Origin of the sequence: Serratia sp. CY32780 (assembly GCF_052169135.1) — a bacterium.
Classification (GTDB): Bacteria; Pseudomonadota; Gammaproteobacteria; order Enterobacterales; family Enterobacteriaceae; genus Serratia; species Serratia sarumanii.
This window is the reverse complement of the sequence record NZ_JBJNLI010000001.1, coordinates 1785418-1805494: the sequence shown is the minus strand read 5'-3', so window position 1 is coordinate 1805494 and position 20077 is coordinate 1785418. Positions and strand designations below refer to the sequence as shown.

Genomic DNA, 20077 nt, shown 5'->3' with positions numbered 1-20077 from the left:
ATGCGGTGGTGCCGTGAGCGTCAGGCATCGACAAAGGGAGCTGCCATTTGTTCCGTCACGCGATGGCGACGCAGATACTGGAGAACGGACCTGCACTGGCATGAGAACGGCAACGGCCTGACCCATACCGAAACTACCCTGGATACCGGCAGTAATCTCAAGGTGACCAGCGGCCGCGACACCCGGCTGACCGGCGCGCAGGCCAGCGGAGAAAAGGTTACCGTCGACGTGGGCCGTGACCTGACGCTGGAAAGCCAGCAGGACAGCGACCGCTATGACGCCAGGCAGACCCAGATGAGCGGCGGGATCAGCGTGCCGATCGGCGCCGGCAGCGGCTCGGCGAATTTTAGCGCCAGTAAGGACAAACTGCACAGCAACTTCGACTCGGTGAAAGAGCAGACCGGGCTGTTTGCCGGCAAGGGCGGGTATGACGTCAAGGTCAAAGAACACACCCAGCTCGACGGCGCCGTTATTGCAAGCCAAGCGGACAAAGAGAAGAACCGCTTCGATACCGGCACGCTGGGCTGGAAGGACATTCACAACCAGGCGGACTACAGCGCGACGCACAGCGGCGGCAGCTTCAGCACCGGCGGGCCGGTGGGCAAAGACCTGCTGACCAACATGGCCGGCGGCATGCTGTCGGGCGCCAACAACAGCGGGCATGCCGAGGGCACGACGAAGGCCGGGGTCAGCGAAGGTACGCTGATAGTTCGCGACAAAGACAAACAGCAGCAGGATGTGGCGCAGCTGAACCGGGATACCGAGCATGCCAACGACGGCAGCATCAGCCCGATATTCAACAAGGAGAAGGAGCAAAACCGGCTCAAGCAGGCGCAGTTGATTGGGGAGATTGGCGGCCAGGCGATGGACGTCATCCGCACGCAGGGAGATATCGCCGGGCTGAAGGCGCAGAAAGACCCGGTGGCGCTGGCGCAGGCCAGGGAGCAGCTTGAGAAGAGCGGTAAACCGACGACCGATGCGGCGGTGATGCAGCGGGCATACGACAACGCGATGCGGCAATATGGCACCGGCAGCGACCTGCAGAAGGCGGCGCAGGCGGTGACGGGGGCGCTGACGGCGCTGGCAGGCAATAACCTGGCGGGGGCGCTGGCAAGCGGCGCCTCGCCGTACCTAGCGACGGAAATCAAGAAGCGGGTCGGTGAAGACAACATGGCCGCCAATGCGATGGCGCATGCAGTGCTGGACGCGGTGACCGCGCAGCTGAATAACCAGTCAGCCGCAGCAGGGGGGCTGGGTGCGGGCGGCGGTGAACTGGCGGCGCGCTACATTGCCGGCCAGCTGTTCCCGGGCAAAACGGCGCAGCAGCTGAGCGAAAGCGAGAAACAGCAGCTGAGCGCGCTGAGTCAGTTGGCTGCAGGGCTTGCAGGCGGTCTGGCGACGGGGGATACTGCGGGAGCCGTGACCGGCGGGCAGGCGGGTAAGAATGCAGTTGAGAATAACTATCTGAGTGTGGAAGAAAAGACGAAGCTTGAGTTAGCGAAGCAGAAACTCTAGAACAGCAAAGATCCGGCAGAGCGTGAGCAGGCCCAGCAGACGATTAATGAACTGCGTGAAAAGGATATCGCCAGCGACAAGAAGGTGATAGAGGCCTGCGGAAATGGTGCGGCAGCCAGTGCGGCCTGTGGTGCGGCGAGACTGGAGGTTATCGCGGCCAAGGGTGAGTATGAAACCGGGCCGTATAACTCGAAGGTGAGCCAGCAATACGCGGATGCTTACGGCCAGATAGTGAACCTGCTGAATATCACCAGTGTTGATGCGCAGAGTCAGCAACAGGTGAAAGATGCGATGGTGAACTATGCCATGGTGCAGCTTGGCGTAGATAAGGCTACGGCAGAGGCTTACATCGAAACCTATGATGGGATGAAGATTGTAGCGGCCTCATTGACTCCTGTGCTTGGTTCAGCGGCAGCGAAACAGCTTGGTAAGATTGTTGATGCGAATCTGAAGGTCGTGGCGAAAGGGAACGTAGATGGTAGTAAGTTTACTGATACTAACCAAGGTATTAGACCTTCACAGTTAGCCGATTTTAATAAACCGACTCTTATCAACGATGTGGTACAGGCCAAGATAGATAAGAGGCCTGATAAAAATTACCCTAATGGAAATATGGGCACCGCTCATGCAGAAATAGGTGTGATTCAGCAAGCCTTTGATAAAGGAATGACTCAAGGGCGTGAAATGGCGATGAGTGTAGCTGGTAAGGAAGTATGTAACTACTGTCTGAGTGATGTAAGAACTATGGCAGAAAAGGCCGGATTAAAGTCACTGACGATATACGAAGAAGCAACTGGTAACGTTCTTTTTTGGCAGCAAGGGATGAAAAAAATAGAGAACCGAGGGCCGGCAAAATGATGAATTATGAACTTTCGTGTCTATTGGCTGGTGAGAAATATGCCAGAAATGAGTCCCCTTTATGGCCCGATGTGCTCGATTTTTTAAATATTTTGAAGAATAGTAGTGGTAGTGTAAATATTAGGATCATTAATGCTCCAGAAGTTGGGCCTGAAAGACTCAGTGTTGAGGCAGAGAATGGCTTTTATCTGGTGACTTTGCTTGAATATGATGAGTCTGGGAGCGATGTAAGGTCTATATGGGATCAAACTTCTTCTTCTGGGGAAAATGTCATGATTCTTGGTAATTACTGGCCGAAGCGGCAGCTTACTAAGGACTTTGATCTTGTTGTCAGGATCTTTAAAGAGTTCTTTGATACAGGCAATGTTTCAATGGATCTTCTGAATTAAAACAGTAACCCCGGTCTTGACCGGGGTTGTGCTTCTAATCTCTAAATCCTCCCACTTCTCGCCGCCGCAACCGGATCACACCGGGCGCAGCAGAGACCTCCAGGTGTTCCGCCTCGGTGATCCCGGGCTGACTTAGCCAGTCGCCAGCGATAACCTGCTCGCCGTTCTCTCGCGCCTGGTCGGCCCCCAAATCTTGCCGCTGTTGGCTGGCCTGGCAGAGTTCGCGCCAGGTGGTCTTATCGGTGACGGTGGTGATCTAGAGTGTGTGATGCTGAAACGTCAGTTGTCATGAGGACCGGGGTAAACTCGAGTGTAGTGATCGCGTCTGCTGAGGCGAAAAACGCCGCCGCCGGCTTGCAGCCGGGAGACAGAGGTGCAGCACAAGGCGCCACCAACACGGCGGGTATCAGCGCCTCCTAATTGGCTCAGGCAGCAAAGAAGAAGCCGATTGCTTGGGTAAAATTTGGGTTGGGGAAGGGGCACGACCAACGAGTGATGGTACAGGGTTAGTAAGTGCCGATGGAACCAGAATTTACCGTTCGCCAAAAGAAAAGCCAAATACTCCAGGTTCGTTAAATCCAACAGGAACTCAGGCCAACTTTGAAAGTTATACAAAGAATATTGAAACAGGAAAAATGGATAAGATTGGTAACGGTCACTTAAACATTTTGGGTGGAAAATAATGAAGGCATCTCTAAGAAGTATTGGCTGTGATTGGTTTGATTTATCAAGCTATCAACCTGAGCAGAATGATTGTTTTCAATTTTTAGCTCATTTATGTATAGGGCCAGTAGGGGAGGAGGGAATCAATCATTTTGATGTTTTTATCTGCACCCCTGAATGGCTCTGCAAGCACCACTGGCTGCCGGAACTGATGCGTCACACGTTGCTGGTACGTAAATACGATTTGGATGAGATAACCAAAACCATCACCGATTACATCGATCAATGTGAAGGCGATGACTGGATGGAGATTGCTCAGAAACTCTCTCGTGTTTTTGCTTGGGAATTCGAAGATTACCAGCCTTACCATCCGTAAGTAGTTGCCTGTCCTTGGCTGGGGTAGTTGCTTTTATGTGTAACTGCCGGCGGCACCTTGTCGGGTGCCAACAACAGCGGGCACGCCGAGGGTACGACAAAAGCCGGGGTCAGTGAGGGAACGCTGATAGTCCGTGACACCGACAAACAGCAACAGGATGTGGCGCAGCTAAACCGGGATACCGAACATGCCAACGACGGCAGCATCAGCCCGATATTCAACAAGGAGAAGGATTAGTGTGTTTGATATATGTCATAAAAGAGGCTCGAAATAAGCCTCTTTTATTAAAGTGGATTGTCAACTTTGTGCGTCGATGGCCTTCTTATATTTCACGCAATAATTTTGCCATCCAATAGCGTCAAGACTGTTATTTTCTGCGATAAGCCACCTGCTCGAACTGAGTGGGTAGGGAACAATCGCTTTTCCCGTTGCATATTTGTCAGAGAAGAAGCCAATGGGGAGTTTTGTGTACTTATTTTCGGTATTGCAATCATAAAGTATTTTTTCTTTTATGGATTGAAACTTTTTACCAACTACCGTATCCTCTTTAAAGAATGAAATAATCATCTCAAATTGAATAATGTCGCTATTGCCCTGGTAATGCCACGAGTCCATTTTCTTCAGGTAGGTAATCGAGTCGCTTCCCTGGAATAATTTGGTATACCCTGGTGGTGGAGATGTGTCTTTTGATTTTTCGCTGCTACAACCTGATATGAGTGCGAAACCTAAGAGTGTGATGATCAATTGGTTGTATTTTTTCATTTTTTCAATAACCCAGTAAGATATAAGTCTTTGTCAGTAATTTCCCCTTGTAATGTACACATGATACTCACAACACCTTTCTCTTTATTGTCTTCTATTATAAACAATTTTTCTGCTGAGTTCTCTTCTGGTGCTACACCGTCAACGGCTGAGTTATTAGCCATCCATTGGCCATCAACGGTGTTTCGTATCATTGGGTTGTAGGTGTAAATATTTCCAATTTTAACTAGGTTGATTTTCTGGGATAGAATTTTCACAATCTCATTAAAGGATTGAAGGGACTCAAATCCCCAATAGTAGAATTGGCCTTTCACATCAAATGTGCTAATTTCTTTGTATTTATCAAAGTCGGTATAAGTAACAATAAAACTATTAACCTCAATGCCTTCCGGGGATGTAAATGTGGTCGGGAACGATAATTTTCCGGTGGTTTTTAACATGGATATATCTAACGAAGGGATGAGCGACTTTAAATTCCCATCATTCTGTATTTCTTTAAAAAATGATGCATCGCAGTTTGCGAGTGCTTGAATTGTTGAGTTAGCGTTTGCGTATTCTGCAATTCCCATCAATATATAGAGCAAGCATGCCATATGTCTCTTTTTCATAATCATTTCCTTATGTTACGTTTTAAAATAATCTGAAATATAACATAACGATAATGGAAGATCAGCAATGATACCCTTGTGATACTTCAGTTTCTTTGCACTTCGGTAAATGCCCATTGCACCGAAGCTTCTGGTATGTATGTTCCCGAGTAGTCCCTGAAAATCTCCTATCTCCTATCTCCTATCTCCTATCTCCTATCTCCTACCTCCTATCTCGTGTCTTTACTGCACGTTGTGGTCTAGCGTCAGGCGAACGGCATGGCCGGGTGCCAGTCGTGCCATACGCAACTGAGCGAAAGCAAAAAATAGAAATAGCCTAGGCAGGCAAGAAATAAAACAGCTGCAGCAGTCCGTTGATCGGTGAGGCGGAGGCGGATGCCGCCGTAAACGCAATATTGCCCAGCGGCGCGTTAACGGCCCAACCCCTTAAGCAGCGTACTGCTCAAGAGGCCGGCCGTTTCTCCTAACGGTGAGACTCAGCCGCGGCCGGTCTCCTCCCGCAGCGCGGCGCTCACCTCATGCGTCGTCGGCTGTTCGGAACGCAACGCCCGGCGGATCGCGAAGAAAGCGGCGATCAGCATGGTCACCGCCACCAGCATAAAGAACCCGCACAGCGCGGCGTTGATTTGGTTGCTGAATACGATGGTTTCCATGTCTTTCAGCGATTTGGCCGGCGCAATGATCGTGCCTTGCTCGATGCCGGTGGAAAATTTCTTCGCCTGCGCCAGGAAGCCGATGCTCGGTTTCTCATGGAAGATCTTCTGCCAGCCGGCGGTCATGGAGGTCACGAACAGCCAGGCGGTCGGCAGAATGGTGACCCAGGCGTAACGCTGTTTTTTCATCTTGAACAGCACCACGGTGCCGAGGATCAGCGCCATTGACGCCAGCATCTGGTTGCCGATGCCGAACAGCGGCCACAGGGTATTGATGCCGCCGAGCGGATCGACCACGCCCTGATACACGAAGAAGCCCCAGCCGGCCACCGCCACCGTGGTGCCCGCCAGGTTGCCGAACCACGAACGGTTATTGGCCAACTGCGGCACCGCCACGCCCACCAGATCCTGCACCATAAAGCGGCAGGCGCGGGTGCCGGCGTCGACGGCGGTCAGAATGAACAGCGCTTCGAACAGAATGGCGAAGTGGTACCAGAAGGCCATCATCGCCCGGCTGTTGAACACCTCGCTGATGATGTGCGCCATGCCCACGGCGAAGGTTGGGGCGCCGCCGGCGCGCGACAGGATGGAGTTCTCACCCACCTCTTTGGCGATCAGCGCCAGCGTTTCCGGCGTGACGATAAAGCCCCAGCTGTTGATGACCTGCGAAGCATTTTCCACCGTGGTGCCGATCAGCGCCGCCGGCGAGTTCATGGCGAAGTAAACGCCCGGATCCAGCACCGAGGCGCAGATCAGCGCCATGATGGCGACGAAAGACTCCATCAACATGGCGCCGTAACCGATAAAGCGGATGTGGCTTTCACGTTCCACCAGCTTGGGCGTAGTGCCGCTGGAGACCAGCGCGTGGAAGCCGGAAATGGCGCCGCAGGCGATGGTGATGAACAGGAACGGGAACAGGGCGCCGGCGAACACCGGGCCGCTGCCGTCGATGAAGCGCGAAACCGCCGGCATTTTCATCTCCGGCATGGCGAAGACGATGCCGATGGCCAGGCCGATGATGACGCCGATTTTCATAAAGGTGGAAAGGTAGTCGCGCGGCGCCAGCAGCAGCCACACCGGCAGCACCGAAGCGACGAAGCCGTAGATCACCAGCACCCAGGTCAGGGTGGTGCCGTGCAGCGTGAAGAACGGCCCCCAGTAGGGATCTTGCGCCACGTTGCCGCCGTAAATGATCGCCAGCAGCATCAGCACGAAGCCGATCACCGAAATTTCAGCGATTTTGCCCGGCCGGATAAAACGCATGTAGATGCCCATGAACAGCGCGATCGGGATGGTGGCGGCGATGGTGAACAGCCCCCACGGGCTGTCGGCCAGCGCTTTTACCACCACCAGCGCCAGCGCCGACAGGATGATGATCATCACTCCCAGCGCGCCGAGCATGGTGATCACCCCGGCGAAGGCGCCCAACTCTTGCTTGGCCATTTCCCCCAGCGAACGCCCGTCGCGGCGCGTGGAAATGAACAGCACCAGGAAATCCTGCACCGCGCCGGCCAGCATGACGCCGACCAGGATCCAGATGGTCCCCGGCAGGAAGCCCATCTGTGCGGCCAGAATCGGCCCCACCAGCGGCCCGGCGCCGGCGATGGCGGCGAAGTGGTGGCCGAACAGCACCCATTTGTTGGTGGGCACATAGTCCAGGCCGTCGTTGCGGCGTTCGGCCGGGGTCAGACGGCGATCGTCCAGTTCAAAGACCTTGTCGGCAATGAACCGGCTGTAGAAGCGGTAGGCGATGCTGTAGCAGGCGACGGCGGCGACCACCAGCCAGACGGCGTTGACGTGTTCGCCGCGGCTGAGCGCCAGCATGGCGAAGGCGAAGGCGCCGACCAACGCCACCAGCAGCCAGATAAGTCCGGACCTGATGTTTTTCATGAAACAACTCCTTGGCGTACAGAGGTAAAAATCGACGTTGTTATTTGGAATGACGTTTTAACAGTAGAAGTTTTGCCGCTGAACCGCGGCAGGTCGGATGAGAAATGTGAAGCAGGTGGGGTTTTAGTGTAAAAACAAAGTGATGAAACAGCGTTGGCGCAGGCTGCCGCCCACAGAATCCCGGGCAGTTATTCATTCTGCATTTTCGCGGCGCGTACAGCGAATCATTGTCGTTTTTTATCTGGATACGGCGTCTGGCGGATTATTATTTTATCTGTCGAGGCGAGCCGAAATAAAATTATTCATGCCGTGTTATACCTTTATTTTCACCCTCAGGTTTATTCATTCACCAAATAAATAATAAAATCACGAAAGGAATGTAATTATGATAAATAAAATCATCGAAGGGTATTTACCGCAGCTCACGGCTATTCGGCACGATATTCATCAGCACCCCGAATTGGGTTTCGAAGAGTTTCGCACCAGCGATCTGGTCGCGGATTATCTGAGTTCGTGGGGTTATGAGGTGCACCGCGGATTGGCGGGCACCGGCGTGGTGGGCACGCTGCGGGCGGGCGACGGCGTGAAAAGCCTCGGGCTGCGCGCCGATATGGATGCCTTGCCGATCGAGGAGAACACCGGCAAACCCTGGAGCAGCAGCGTGGCCAACCGCATGCACGCCTGCGGCCATGACGGCCATACCACCATGCTGCTCGGCGCCGCCCGTTACCTGGCGCATACGCGCAACTTCAACGGCACGCTGCACCTGATTTTCCAACCGGCGGAAGAGATGCTGAACGGCGGCGCGCGCATGGTGGAACAGGGGCTGTTCGAGCGCTTCCCCTGCGACGCCATCTTCGCCATGCACAACATGCCGGGCATGCCGCTCGGTGAGTTCTTTTTCCAGCATGGCCCGTTTATGGCCTCGATGGATCAGTTCAACGTGCGGGTGCAGGGGCGTGGCGGCCACGGCGCCATCCCGCAGCTGACGATCGATCCGGTGCTGGTGGCCTCGCATATCACCGTTTCCCTGCAGAGCATCGTCTCGCGCAATATCGATCCGCTGGAAGCGGCGGTGATCACCGTCGGCAGCATCAAGGCCGGTGAGGCGGCCAACGTGATCCCGGACAGCGCGGAGATGAAGCTCAGCGTGCGCTCGCTGGATCGCCAGGCGCGCGCAACCTTGCTGGCGCGCATTCCGGCGCTGATCGAGGCGCAGGCGGCAAGCTTCGGCGCTCACGCGGTGGTGGAACACGTTAACGGCACGCCGGTGCTGGTCAACGACGAAGGGATAACCCGTTTCGCCCACCGCGTGGCACAGCAGCAGTTCGGCGCCGCTCGCGCGCACTATGGCGCCCGGCCGCTGATGGGCAGCGAAGATTTCGCCTTCATGCTCGATGCGCACCCGCAGGGCTGTTACCTGATCATCGGCAACGGCGATGGCGAAGGCAGCTGCATGGTGCATAACCCGGGATATGACTTTAACGACGGCTGTCTGGCGGCCGGCAGCCATTATTGGGCAGCGTTGGCGGAAGCGTATTTAAAATAAACGCGAAAAATAATAACAGGGAAGACAATGATGAGTGAAAATACGGCTGAAACTCAAACGGCAATAATATCGGCTCCGAACGCCAGCGGCAAAAAGGTCATATTCGCCGCCTCTTTCGGTAATGCGCTGGAGTTTTTCGACTTCGGTATTTATAACTTCTTCGTTATTTACATCAGCGTATTGTTCTTTCCACCGTCCAGCGATCCGCATTTGGCATTGCTGTTGGCGTTCGCGACGTTTGGCGTCAGCTTCTTCATGCGGCCGCTGGGCGGCATTCTGATTGGCGCCTATGCCGATCGCTGCGGCCGCAAACCGGCGATGATCCTGACGATTTCCTTGATGAGCCTGGGCACGGCGATGATCGGCTTTGCGCCGACCTACGCCAGCGCCGGCTACTGGGGAACCGTCACCTTGGTAGCGGCGCGCCTGATCCAGGGCGTGGCGGCGGGCGGCGAAGTAGGGGCGTCGATGTCGTTGCTGGTGGAGTCGGCGCCGCCCAACCGTCGCGGCTTCTATTCCAGCTGGTCGTTGGCGACGCAGGGCATCGCCACCGTGGTTGGCGGCGTCACCGCGCTGGCGCTCAGCGCGGCCTTGCCGGTGCTTTCCGGCGAGCCGAACGCCATGGCCGAGTGGGGATGGCGTATTCCTTTCTTTATCGGCGTGGCGCTGGCGCCGCTCGGTTGCTGGCTGCGTCTCGGGCTGGAGAGCGATCGGCCGTCGGTGCCGCGGGCGCACGAGCCACCCGCACAGTTGCGCAAGCACTCGCGGGCGGTGGTGCTCGGCGTGATGCTGACCATCGGCGCCACCGTCGCCACTTACATCTCGATGTATTATCTCGGCACCTACGCGGTGAAATACTTGGGGATGGCGCAGGCCTACGGCTATGCCGCGATGCTGCTGGCGGGGCTTGTCACCTTCGGCGGCAGCCTGCTGGTCGGGCACTGGTGCGATCGTTACGGCCGCCTGCCGCTGATCCGTTGGTCGAGGATCGCAATTCTGATCGTGGCCCTGCCGGCGTTTTGGTGGCTGAGCGCGGTGCCGCATCCGGCGGTGCTGTTGCTGATAGTCGCGCTGCTGGTCGGGTTGACCACGCTCGGTTCGGTGCCGACCATGCTGATGATTTCGGAGCTGTTCCCGCAGCGCATTCGCGCTTTGGGGTTTGCGTTGGTCTACAGCCTCGGGGTGGCGATCTTCGGCGGTTTTGCCCAGTACATCGCCTCGCAGTCGATCGCGCTGAGCGGCTCGCTGCTGGCGCCCGCCGTCTATTTGATGCTGGCGACGCTGGCTTCGCTGGCGGTGCTGCCGCTGCTGCGCGAAACCGGCGGCGAGCCGCTGCGCTAGCCGGAATGAGGCGAAAAAAAACGCCGGCGGTTTTCACCGTCGGCGTTTGGCGCTGCTACCGTTTCAGGTTGGCGTTCAGGCCGCAGGGCGGGCGATCACGCTGCGGGTTTCCATGCGCACTTCGGCGATGGTGACCTGCAAGGTGTCGCTCTGGCGGTAAACCACTTCACCCTTGATCTGTACAGTGCCGGTTTCCTGGCTGCACTGCATCTCGTCGCGCACCGCGTGAATAAACGGTGCCGGGATGAAGGCAACGGCGCCGTTGTCCAGCAGGCGCACGCGCAGGCCGCCGCGGGTCACGTCGATGATCTCGGCGTTGAAGCGGGTATCGGTACCGGCCTTGTCCTGCAGGAAGCGAGCGTACAGCCAGTCGCCGACGTCGCGCTCCGCCATGCGGTTGAGGCGGCGGCGCTCCGCCAGCTGTACCGTCACGTCATCCTGCGGTTTTTCCGCCGGCTGCTGGTTGATGATCGCCTTCAGCAGGCGATGGTTGACCATATCGCCGTACTTACGGATCGGTGATGTCCAGGTGGCGTAAGCCTCCAGCCCCAGACCGAAGTGTGGCCCCGGCGTGGTGCTGATCTCCGCGAAGGTCTGGAAGCGGCGGATGCGGCTGTCGAGGAACTGGGTCGGCTGCGCGTCCAGGTGGCGGCGCAGTTCGCAGAAACCGTCGAGGGTCAGCAGCTTGTCGGCTTCGGCTTCCACGCCGTTGGCCTGCAATACGGTGACCGCTTGCTCGACCAGCGCAGGATCGAAACCGGTGTGCACGTTGTACACGCCGAAGCCCAGGCGATCGCGCAGCACGATGGCGGCGCAGACGTTGGCGGCGATCATGCACTCTTCAACGATGCGGTTAGCGCTGCGGCGCTGTTCGGTAACGATCTCCAGCACGTCGCCTTTTTCACCCAGCACGAAGCGGTAGTCCGGGCGATCTTTAAACACCAGCGCATGTTGGTGGCGCCAGGCGTTGCGCGCGTCGCAAACGCGTTTCAGCAGGGTGATTTGTTGCGCGATGGCGTCGCTCGGCGGCTGCCAGCCGGCAATGCCTTCCAGCCAGTCGGACACTTCGTCGTACACCAGTTTGGCTTTGGATTCGATCTCGGCGGCGAAGAACTGAATATCTTCGCCCAGTGCGCCGTCGGCGGCGATGGTCACGCGGCAAGCCAGCACCTGGCGGCGCTCGTTAGGGCGCAGCGAGCACAGGTTGTCCGACAGATCGCGCGGCAACATCGGGATGTTGAAGCCAGGCAGGTAGTTGGTGAAGGCGCGCACGCGGGCGATATCGTCCAGCTTGCTGCCTTGTTCGACGTAGGCGGTCGGATCGGCGATGGCAATGGTCAACTGCAGCGAACCGTCACCGTTGTCGGTCACGTACAGCGCATCGTCCATGTCTTCGGTGCTGACGCTGTCGATGGTAACGAATTCGAGCGCGGTCAGATCTTCACGCGCCGACGCGGCGGCCGGTTCGCTGAGAGCCAGCATCTCCGGCGCCTCTTTTTCCAGGTTGTGACGCGCCAGCGTCACCCACCACGGGGCGAAATGGTCTTCACCGTTGGTGATAAACTGGGTCAGATCGGCGTTGAAGCCGCGATCGCCTTTCAGCGGATGACGGCGCATTTCCGCCACCGCCCAGTCGCCGGCCTGGAAGTTGTGGGTCAATTCACGCCCCGGGCGGCACGGAATCGCCTCTTTCAGCAACGGATGATCGGGCACGATGGACAGACGGTCGTCGCGCTTTTGCACGCGGCCGACAAAGCGCGACAGGAACGGCTCGACCAGGGTTTCCGGCTCGGCGATTTCGCGCTCTTTCTCGGTGTGCAGGGTGGCGATAATGCGATCCCCGTGCATGACTTTCTTCATGTACGGCGGCGGAATGAAGTAACTTTTTTGACCGTCTACTTCAAGAAAGCCAAAGCCTTTCTCAGTCCCTTTCACGACGCCTTCAACGCGCGGGGTTTGAGAGTGAAGTTGCTGTTTAAGCTGCGCCAGCAGCGGGTTATCTTGAAACATATCGTCCAGTGAATGGGTTGTGAGTGGCAAGATTTGCGGCTGACAGTTTTACGCGAATCACCCGCTGCGAGCAAGCCTAACGTCACTGAACCCCGCGTTGCCGCGCGATTTTGCGCAAGATTGGTCAATCGAAACGCTATCGATGAAAAACCCCGGCGCGAGGGCCGGGGTGGAGGGCGGGTGACCGTCAGTCTTGCAGCGGCGTCGGCTGCAGGATTTCAATCCAGTAATCGTCCGGATCGCGAATGAACGCCACGTAGTTCATGCGGCCTTCATGCAGGCGTTTCTGGAAGGTGACGCCGAGGCGCTCAAACCGCTCGCAGGCGGCGCGCACGTCCGGCACCGTGACGCACAGGTGGCCAAAGCCGCGTGGCTCGCCGTTGCCGTTGTGATAGTGGAAATCCGCCTGATTTTCGGTGCCGTGGTTATGGGTCAGCTCGAGAATTCCCGGCTGGCTCAGCGCCCAGCGCTTGCGTTCGTCGTCGTCCTGCGGGATCTGTTCACGCGGGCTGCGCGTCAGGTAGCAGATGGTGAAGGCGGCTTCTTCGAACGTTTCCAGATAAACCGGGGTAAAGCCCAGCACGCGGGTGTAGAAATCCAGCGCCTTGGTCAGATCCTTCACGCGGATCATGGTGTGGTTGAACACGTAACCGTCGGTTACCGCATCCGGTTGGGCCGCCACGCCGGGCAGCGTCAGTAGGTCATTCAGTGGCATCAGAGATCCTCCTCAGGGTGTCGGCAGACTGTAGGTGAAATCGATGCTAATCTAAAGTGATTGTTTTTAACTAAAACACTAACTAAAAGTGAATGATAGATGAAGCTGAGCCAGCTGAAGTTTTTCTGCACCGTGGTGGAACATAAAACCATCGCCGCCGCCGCGCGCGAGCTGCACTGCGTGCCTTCCAACGTCACGCTGCGGCTGCGCGAGCTGGAGGAGTCGCTGGGCGGCGAGCTGTTTTTCCGCGACAAGAACCGGCTGTACGTCAATCCCAAAGGGCGGCTGTTCTACCAGCAGGCGCGCGACATTGTGGCGCAGGCGGAGCGCAGCAAGCAGCTGTTCGCCGGCGAGCACCAACATGGGCTGCTGAACCTCGGGGCGCTGGATTTCTCGCTGGTCAGCCATTTGCCGGCGCGCATTGCCCGGCTGCGCCGTTTACAGCCTCATCTGCACATCAACGTGCTGAGCCGCGACTCGCTGGTGCTGGAACGCATGTTGATCGACAGCGATCTCGATCTGGCGATCACCGACGGCCCGATAGAACATCCGCTGCTGGCCAGCCAAAAGGCATTCGACGAACGGCTGGTATTGCTGATGCCGGCCGATGCCGGGGAACCCGACGCCGCCACGCTGGCGCCGCTGGAGTTTTACACCTTCAGCCGCGAATGTTCGTTTCGCCTGAAGGTCGATCACTGGCTGGCCTCGCGCGGGCTGAAACCGCGCATGACGCTGGAAATGGAGTCTTATGCCGCGATGGCGGCCTGCGTGCAGGCCGGTTGTGGCGTCGCCTGCGTACCCGGTTCGTTGCTGCCGCTGATCTTGCCGGCGCCGGGGCTGAAGGTGGTGGAAATGGGTGAGGAGGGGGTGAGCGACCTGTATTTCGTCTGGCGACGGCATCAGCTGTCCGACGAGTTGCAGACCATCCTGGCGATATTGGCGCGCCCGGGGTGAACCGGGCGCGCGTTTTCAGGCGATGCGCAGCGAAGGTTGCTGTTCGCTGCGGCGGATCACCACCGGAATCGACTTCGAAGTCGGCGTGCCGGTACCGTCGCCGAAGCTGGCCAGCGGCACCAGCGGGTTGGTTTCCGGGTAGTAGGCCGCCAGGTTGCCACGCGGAATGTCGTAACTCACCAGCTTGAACCCGTCTACTTTACGCACCACGCCATCGTTCCACAGGGTTTCAATCTCTACCCGTTCGCCATCCTGCAGGCCCAGCGCCGCCAGATCCTCCGGATGGATGAACAACACTTCGCGTTGGCCGTAAACGCCGCGATAACGGTCATCCAGACCATAGATGGTGGTGTTGTACTGATCGTGCGAGCGCAGCGTCTGCAGGGTAAACGGCGCTTGCTCGCCACCCAGCTGCGGGAACAGGGTGGTCGGCAGCGCGGCGGCGCTGAATTCTGCCTTGCCGCTTGGCGTGGCGAAGCGCAGTTCGGCGGCGGCATTGCCCAGGTAGAAACCGCCGGGCTGGTCGCAGCGCCGGTTGAAATCCTCGAAGCCGGGAATGGTGGCGGCGATATGATCGCGGATCAGCGAGTAGTCGTCGGCCAGTTCCAGCCAGTCCAACTGCTGGGTGCCCAGCACCGCGTCGGCGATGCCGCAGACGATCGCCGTCTCCGAACGTTGGGTCTCCGCCAGCGGTTTGCCGATGCCTTCCGAGGCGTGCACCATGCTGAACGAATCCTCGACCGTAATGTACTGCGAGCCGCTGGCCTGCATGTCCAGTTCGGTGCGGCCGAGCGTCGGCAGGATCAGCGCGTCTTTGCCGGTCACCAGATGGCTGCGGTTAAGCTTGGTGCTGATATGCACCGTCAAATCGCAGTTGCGCAGGGCGCGGGCGGTGCGCTCGGTGTCCGGCGCCGCGGCGGCCAGGTTGCCGCCCAGCGCGATCAGCACTTTCACTTCGCCGCGCAGCATCGCTTCGATCGCTTCCACCGTGTTGTGGCCCAGCGCGCGGTTGGCGGTAAAGTTAAAGTGGCGCTCCAGGCTGTCGAGCAGCGCTTTGGGCGACTTCTCGTCGATCCCCATGGTGCGGTTACCCTGGACGTTGCTGTGGCCGCGTACCGGGCACAGGCCGGCGCCCGGTTTGCCCAGTTGCCCGAACAGCAGCTGCAGGTTGGTGATTTCACGCACCGTCGCAATAGAGTGTTTATGCTGCGTCACGCCCATCGCCCAGGTGCAGATCACCCGTTCGGCGCCCTGATAGGTGGCCGCCGCCTGGCGCAGCTGCACCTCGCTCAGGCCCGACTGCGCGGTAATGGTCTGCCACTCGGTGGCGTCCACCTGCGCCAGATAAGCCTCTACGCCAACGCTGTGCCGCTCGATAAACGCCAGGTCGAACAGGGCGGGCTCGCCGGCGGCCAGACGCTGGCGGTGGGTTTCCAGCAGGGCTTTCACCATGCCGCGCACCGCCGCCATATCACCGCCCAGATTCGGTTGGTAATAGGAAGAGCTGATCGGCGAGGATTTTGGCGTCAGCATCTGTACCGGATCCTGCGGATCGGCGAACCTTTCCAGCCCACGTTCGCGCAGGGTGTTGAAGCTGACGATGCGCGCGCCGCGTCGGGCGGCGTTTTTCAGGCTGTGCAGCATGCGCGGGTGGTTGGTGCCGGGGTTTTGACCGAACACGAAGATGGCATCGGCCTTTTCGAAGTCATCGATGCGGATGGTGCCTTTGCCGACGCCGATGCTCTGCTTCAGCCCAACGCCGCTCGCCTCGTGGCACATATTGGAACAGTCGGGGAAATTGCTGGTGCCGAGCATGCGGCCGAACAGCTGATAAAGGTACGACGCTTCGTTGCTGGCGCGGCCCGAAGTATACAGCTCGATCTGGTTCGGGTTGTCCATGCCGTTGATGTGCTTGGCGATCAGCGCCAGCGCATCCGGCCAATGGATAGGCTCATAGTGGTCGGTTTCGGCGTTGTAGCGCATCGGATGGGTGAGGCGACCCTGATACTCGAGGAAATAGTCGCTCTGCTGCTGCAGGGTGCTGACGCTGTGGGCGGCGAAGAACTCTGGCTCGACGGCGCTGCGCGTCGCTTCCCAACTGACCGCTTTGGCGCCGTTTTCGCAGAAGCTGAAGGTGCTGTGGTTGTCGTCGCCCCAGGCGCAACCGGGGCAGTCGAAGCCGCGTGCCTTGTTGACGCGCATCAGGTTGCGCATGTTTTTTAGCGTTTGTTTACTGTCGAGGACAAAGCGGGTGGTGGCTTCAAGCGAACCCCAGCCGCCCGCTGGGCCGGTATAAGGCTTGATTGACGGTTTGAATTTCATGGTGACACTTCGCAGGTGGTTGTAGCTAAAAAGTAAACGCTTTTTTATGCGTCTTGCGTATTTATGTCACAAGTTTAGGGGCGCTGCCGGGTGGCGTCTAATCGAATGGGGCAATGGCGGCATAGAGCGCATCTATCGCCGGCGGGCGGTACCGTAAACAAATGGTTGCATAAAGACACCCGCTGCAAAAGAGTAATGGTTTCGTCTGAAAGTGAATTCATGCAGTCTATCTCGCGGATTATATTGGCATTTTATTCAGCCTGCGGGCCTGAGGAACACAGCGTGAAGCGTTCAGTATCAGTGGTGATCGGCGGCATATTGCTGCCTTTAGCGGCGCAGGCGGCGAAAACGACGCCCAATTTTCCTACCGTGACCCCGCCGGCGATAGACGCCGCCTCTTACGTTTTGATGGATTACGCCACCGGCCAGGTGTTGGCCGCCGGCAATGCCGACGAACGGCGCAACCCGGCCAGCCTGACCAAACTCATGACCGGGTTGGTGATCGACCACGCGCTCGATCAGCACAAGATTGGCCTCGACGATGTCGTCACCGTGGGGAAAGACGCCTGGGCGCAGGGCAACCCGGTGTTCAAGGGGTCTTCGCTGATGTTCCTGAAGCCAGGTGACAGGGTCACGGTGCGCGATCTCAGCCGCGGTATTATCATCGATTCCGGCAACGACGCCTGCGTGGCGATGGCGGACTATGTGGCGGGCAGCCAGGCTAACTTCGTCAAGCTGATGAACGAGAAGAGCGCGCAACTGGGCCTGCAGAACACCCATTTCGAAACGGTACACGGGCTGGATGCGCCGGGGCAGTTCACCACCGCCGGCGATCTGGCGGTGATTGCACGCGCCATCATCATGAGCGAGCCGGCGGAATACCATATGTACAGCGAGAAGTCGCTGACCTGGAACGGCATCACGCAGCAGAACCGCAATGGCCTGCTGTGGGATAAGACGTTGCACGTCGACGGTCTGAAAACCGGGCACACCGCCTCGGCCGGCTTCAACATCATCGCCTCCGCCACCGAAGGGGATCGCCGCCTGATCGCCGTGGTGATGGGCGGTAAAAGTTCCAAAGGCCGCGAGGAACAGGCGCGTAAGCTGCTGAACTGGGGGCTGCGCGATTTTACCACGGTACACCTGTTCAACGCCGGCCAGAGCCTGGGGGAAGAGCCGGTCTGGTACGGCAAGAATCACCGCTTGCCGGTCGGCAGCGCGCAGAACCAGTCGCTCAGCCTGCCGAAAAACGAAGCGGGCAAGCTGAAGGCGCAGTACGTAATCACTGCCGCACGGCTGGAAGCGCCGATAGGCAAAGGGCAGACCGTCGGCGAGATCCGCATCAGCGACAATGGCCAGGTGGTGAAAACCCTGCCGCTGGTGGCGCTGCAGGCGGTGCCGCAGGGCGGCGTGTTCTCGCGCCTGGCGGATTACGTGAAGCTGAAGCTCTGACTCGCCGGGCGGGCGAAGGCGCCCGGTGGTATACTGGTGTGAATGCCGATCATTGAGCCGCGCTATGGATATTAAACAACTGATTTATTTGTGTAATTTAGAACGAGAACGCCACTTCGGCCGGGCGGCGGAGGCCAGCTTCGTCAGCCAGCCGACCCTGTCCATGCGCTTGAAAAATCTGGAGAAAGAGCTGGGCGTTTCGCTGATTAACCGCGGCAACCATTTCGGTGGTTTTACCGCCGAAGGTGAGCGGGTGCTGGCGTGGGCGCGTGAGATCGTCTCGATCTACCAGGGGCTGAAGCTGGAGGTGGAGTCGCTCAAGCACGGCTTGCACGGCACGCTGCGCCTTGGCGTGGTGCCGCAGTGCAGTATTTCGGTATCGGAAATGCTCAAGGCGGTCAGCGCGCGTTACCCGCATCTCGATTACCGGCTGGCGGTGCTGAGCGCCGATCAACTGCTGGAGGCGCTGACGGCGCATACCGTCGACATCGGCATCGGCTTTTTCGAGCTGTCGACCTTAAAGGAGCTGCATTTCCAATCGCAACCGCTGGTGGAAACCGGCGTCGAGCTGGTATTTCATCCGCAACACTTCCCGAAGCTGGTGGGCGACACGCCGTTGCCGCTGGAAGCGGTGGCCGCTTTGCCGCTGTGCCTGGCCGAGCCGACGCGTTATTTCCGCCGCTATCTCGATCAACACTTCCGCGACGCCGGGTTGACGCTGCACACACGGCTGGAGACGGCCTCGATCTTCCAACTGCTGGAGGGGATTTTCGTCGGCCTGGGCTGCGGGCTGTTCCCGCGCGGCCAACTGCAATCGCCGCTGATGCCGGCGTTGCAGCGGCGCCCGGTGGCCATCGGCGCCATGCCGCGTCATGCGGCGGTGGTGGTCGATATGGCGGAGCGCGCCACGCCGTTGGCGCAAAAATTCTTCGACGCCGCCAGCGAGTGGCTGCGTCGGCAAAATGAATAGAGACCTTTAAGTTTACCCGATGTTTCCGCAACGATTATGGCCCCGAGGGGCCATAATCATGTGGTGCCTAACGGTCGACGGAATAAGGTTAATTGCTGATGGTAATGGTCGGATCCCAATAGAAATAACCCAGTAATTTCTGATCGCCGCCATTTGGCCGATAATAGAGGCCAAATTGGATGCAATAATTTTCCGTGCCGGTATTGCTGATGTCCGCCTGGATGAACCAATAGGTTTGGTTGGTGAAGGTGACGGGGAACACGGTATTTTGCGCCGGCATCATCGAGCTGCGGGTGTACATTTTGAAGGTCGGGTTGGAAAAGACCTGGGTGCCGCTGCCGAACTGCGGCAGCCCGTAGATCAGCACGCCGGCGTCGAAATTGGCGGATTCTGAGGTGCCGGTCCAGCGAATGACGTCGCCGACATTGGCTTTAAAGTTCAGGTCCGCCGTGCCGGAACCGCCGATCACCTGCTCGGAGGTGACGACCATATAAGCGTATTGATGCCCGATACCTGTTGGGTTGCCGGAGTCCTGACTGGGGTTGTTATTCTCGAATGCTTCTATCAGAGCATCGGTATCGATGACGACAATCACGTTAACGATACTGTTGCTGGATTTAAGTTCTTGCTCAGACATGGGGTTACCTCACAATATTTTTTTGCTGTGATGGAAAATCAAAAAATAATGGGGTTGACGGCGAGCGTTTATTTTTAGTGAATATTTGAAATGGAAATCACAACGTCGCTATCGGCTTAATCATAGAAACTAAACAGCAAGCCCACCACTGCTGAAAAGTTAGAGGCGTTAATGTGTTTCTCTATTAATTAGCAGGGTTAAAACCTTGTTTTACTGCTTCTGCGATGAGAACGGTTACATAATTGAGCGAGGGCGCAATCTTTCTATTGCTTTGTTTGCAGACATAATTTTGACGAGTCGTTATTTTCGCGAACGGCAGGAAAAAACGAATCATAATTCTGATAAGTACTATTTTTTCGGATTTATACTTTATCAGTTCATCTTTTGCTGAAGTTTTTAGCCAAAATAGACCA

At 57.6% G+C, this 20077-nt stretch carries 17 protein-coding genes and 1 pseudogene; 11 read left to right on the top strand and 7 right to left on the bottom strand.

The genetic code is table 11. The features are described 5' to 3' along the window. The 6 genes and pseudogenes from ACJ8HH_RS08725 to ACJ8HH_RS08700 form a co-directional block, all read left to right on the top strand. The gene (locus ACJ8HH_RS08725) at positions 1-1515 is read left to right on the top strand and encodes a VENN motif pre-toxin domain-containing protein (RefSeq protein WP_408987894.1); all 1515 of its coding nucleotides are present in this window, start codon (positions 1-3) and stop codon (positions 1513-1515) included. 42 nt (positions 1516-1557) lie between these two features. Continuing rightward, positions 1558-2373: a cytidine deaminase-like fold-containing protein gene (locus ACJ8HH_RS08720; RefSeq protein ID WP_373275584.1), complete on the top strand. Its 816-nt coding sequence runs from the start codon at positions 1558-1560 to the stop codon at positions 2371-2373. Further along, positions 2373-2762, top strand: coding sequence for a DUF6911 family protein (locus ACJ8HH_RS08715; protein WP_033648476.1), 390 nt, complete (start codon positions 2373-2375; stop codon positions 2760-2762). Before ACJ8HH_RS08720 ends, ACJ8HH_RS08715 begins: the two co-directional genes overlap by 1 nt. A gap of 452 nt (positions 2763-3214) precedes the next feature. Next, on the top strand, positions 3215-3445 hold the full coding sequence (locus ACJ8HH_RS08710) for a hypothetical protein (protein ID WP_223181994.1): 231 nt from the start codon (positions 3215-3217) through the stop codon (positions 3443-3445). Next, the gene (locus tag ACJ8HH_RS08705; RefSeq protein WP_071883814.1) at positions 3445-3801 is read left to right on the top strand and encodes an immunity 8 family protein; all 357 of its coding nucleotides are present in this window, start codon (positions 3445-3447) and stop codon (positions 3799-3801) included. Before ACJ8HH_RS08710 ends, ACJ8HH_RS08705 begins: the two co-directional genes overlap by 1 nt. Before the next feature lie 57 nt (positions 3802-3858). Then, positions 3859-4035 (top strand): annotated as a pseudogene (locus tag ACJ8HH_RS08700) (VENN motif pre-toxin domain-containing protein); the annotation flags it as partial. A 63-nt stretch (positions 4036-4098) separates the two neighbouring features. On the opposite strand, the gene ACJ8HH_RS08695 reads toward ACJ8HH_RS08700, so the two are convergent. The 3 genes from ACJ8HH_RS08695 to ACJ8HH_RS08685 all read right to left on the bottom strand — a co-directional run bounded on the left by ACJ8HH_RS08695 (position 4099) and on the right by ACJ8HH_RS08685 (position 7714). Next, positions 4099-4563 carry a surface-adhesin E family protein gene (locus tag ACJ8HH_RS08695; protein WP_049233105.1) on the bottom strand — a complete coding sequence of 155 codons (465 nt, stop codon included), beginning with the start codon at positions 4561-4563 and terminating at the stop codon, positions 4099-4101. Further along, the gene (locus ACJ8HH_RS08690; protein WP_033648472.1) at positions 4560-5171 is read right to left on the bottom strand and encodes a hypothetical protein; all 612 of its coding nucleotides are present in this window, start codon (positions 5169-5171) and stop codon (positions 4560-4562) included. Before ACJ8HH_RS08690 ends, ACJ8HH_RS08695 begins: the two co-directional genes overlap by 4 nt. Before the next feature lie 476 nt (positions 5172-5647). After that, positions 5648-7714 (bottom strand): carbon starvation CstA family protein, encoded by a 2067-nt coding sequence (locus ACJ8HH_RS08685; RefSeq protein ID WP_033653036.1) that lies wholly within the window; start codon positions 7712-7714, stop codon positions 5648-5650. A gap of 385 nt (positions 7715-8099) precedes the next feature. On the opposite strand from ACJ8HH_RS08685, the gene ACJ8HH_RS08680 reads away from it, so the two are divergent. Both ACJ8HH_RS08680 and ACJ8HH_RS08675 read left to right on the top strand, forming a co-directional pair. Beyond that, positions 8100-9263, top strand: coding sequence for a M20 aminoacylase family protein (locus tag ACJ8HH_RS08680; RefSeq protein WP_033648468.1), 1164 nt, complete (start codon positions 8100-8102; stop codon positions 9261-9263). 30 nt (positions 9264-9293) lie between these two features. Beyond that, the gene (locus ACJ8HH_RS08675; RefSeq protein WP_039565906.1) at positions 9294-10604 is read left to right on the top strand and encodes an MFS transporter; all 1311 of its coding nucleotides are present in this window, start codon (positions 9294-9296) and stop codon (positions 10602-10604) included. A 75-nt stretch (positions 10605-10679) separates the two neighbouring features. On the opposite strand, the gene ACJ8HH_RS08670 is transcribed toward ACJ8HH_RS08675, so the two are convergent. Together ACJ8HH_RS08670 and gloA are read right to left on the bottom strand one after the other, a co-directional pair. After that, positions 10680-12614: an exoribonuclease II gene (locus tag ACJ8HH_RS08670; RefSeq protein WP_060451608.1), complete on the bottom strand. Its 1935-nt coding sequence runs from the start codon at positions 12612-12614 to the stop codon at positions 10680-10682. 187 nt (positions 12615-12801) lie between these two features. Beyond that, positions 12802-13329, bottom strand: coding sequence for a lactoylglutathione lyase (gene gloA / locus ACJ8HH_RS08665; protein ID WP_004930603.1), 528 nt, complete (start codon positions 13327-13329; stop codon positions 12802-12804). Positions 13330-13428: 99 nt separating this feature from the next. Between gloA and ACJ8HH_RS08660 the strand changes: the two genes are divergently transcribed. Next, positions 13429-14283, top strand: a complete 855-nt coding sequence (locus tag ACJ8HH_RS08660; RefSeq protein ID WP_033648464.1) for a LysR family transcriptional regulator — start codon at positions 13429-13431, stop codon at positions 14281-14283. Positions 14284-14298: 15 nt separating this feature from the next. Here ACJ8HH_RS08660 and ACJ8HH_RS08655 read toward each other — a convergent pair whose 3' ends face one another. After that, a complete protein-coding gene (locus ACJ8HH_RS08655; protein ID WP_043147538.1) occupies positions 14299-16605 on the bottom strand; it encodes an FdhF/YdeP family oxidoreductase in 2307 nt (768 codons plus the stop codon). Between the two features lie 282 nt (positions 16606-16887). Here ACJ8HH_RS08655 and dacD point away from each other — a divergent pair, with 282 nt between their 5' ends. Together dacD and ACJ8HH_RS08645 are read left to right on the top strand one after the other, a co-directional pair. Then, complete coding sequence (gene dacD / locus ACJ8HH_RS08650) at positions 16888-18057, top strand: serine-type D-Ala-D-Ala carboxypeptidase DacD (RefSeq protein WP_048321639.1); 1170 nt, start codon at positions 16888-16890, stop codon at positions 18055-18057. A gap of 64 nt (positions 18058-18121) precedes the next feature. Beyond that, positions 18122-19027 (top strand): LysR family transcriptional regulator, encoded by a 906-nt coding sequence (locus ACJ8HH_RS08645; RefSeq protein WP_033648461.1) that lies wholly within the window; start codon positions 18122-18124, stop codon positions 19025-19027. 88 nt (positions 19028-19115) lie between these two features. Here ACJ8HH_RS08645 and ACJ8HH_RS08640 read toward each other — a convergent pair whose 3' ends face one another. After that, positions 19116-19664 (bottom strand): inclusion body family protein, encoded by a 549-nt coding sequence (locus ACJ8HH_RS08640; protein WP_033634697.1) that lies wholly within the window; start codon positions 19662-19664, stop codon positions 19116-19118. Positions 19665-20077 lie beyond the last annotated feature (413 nt).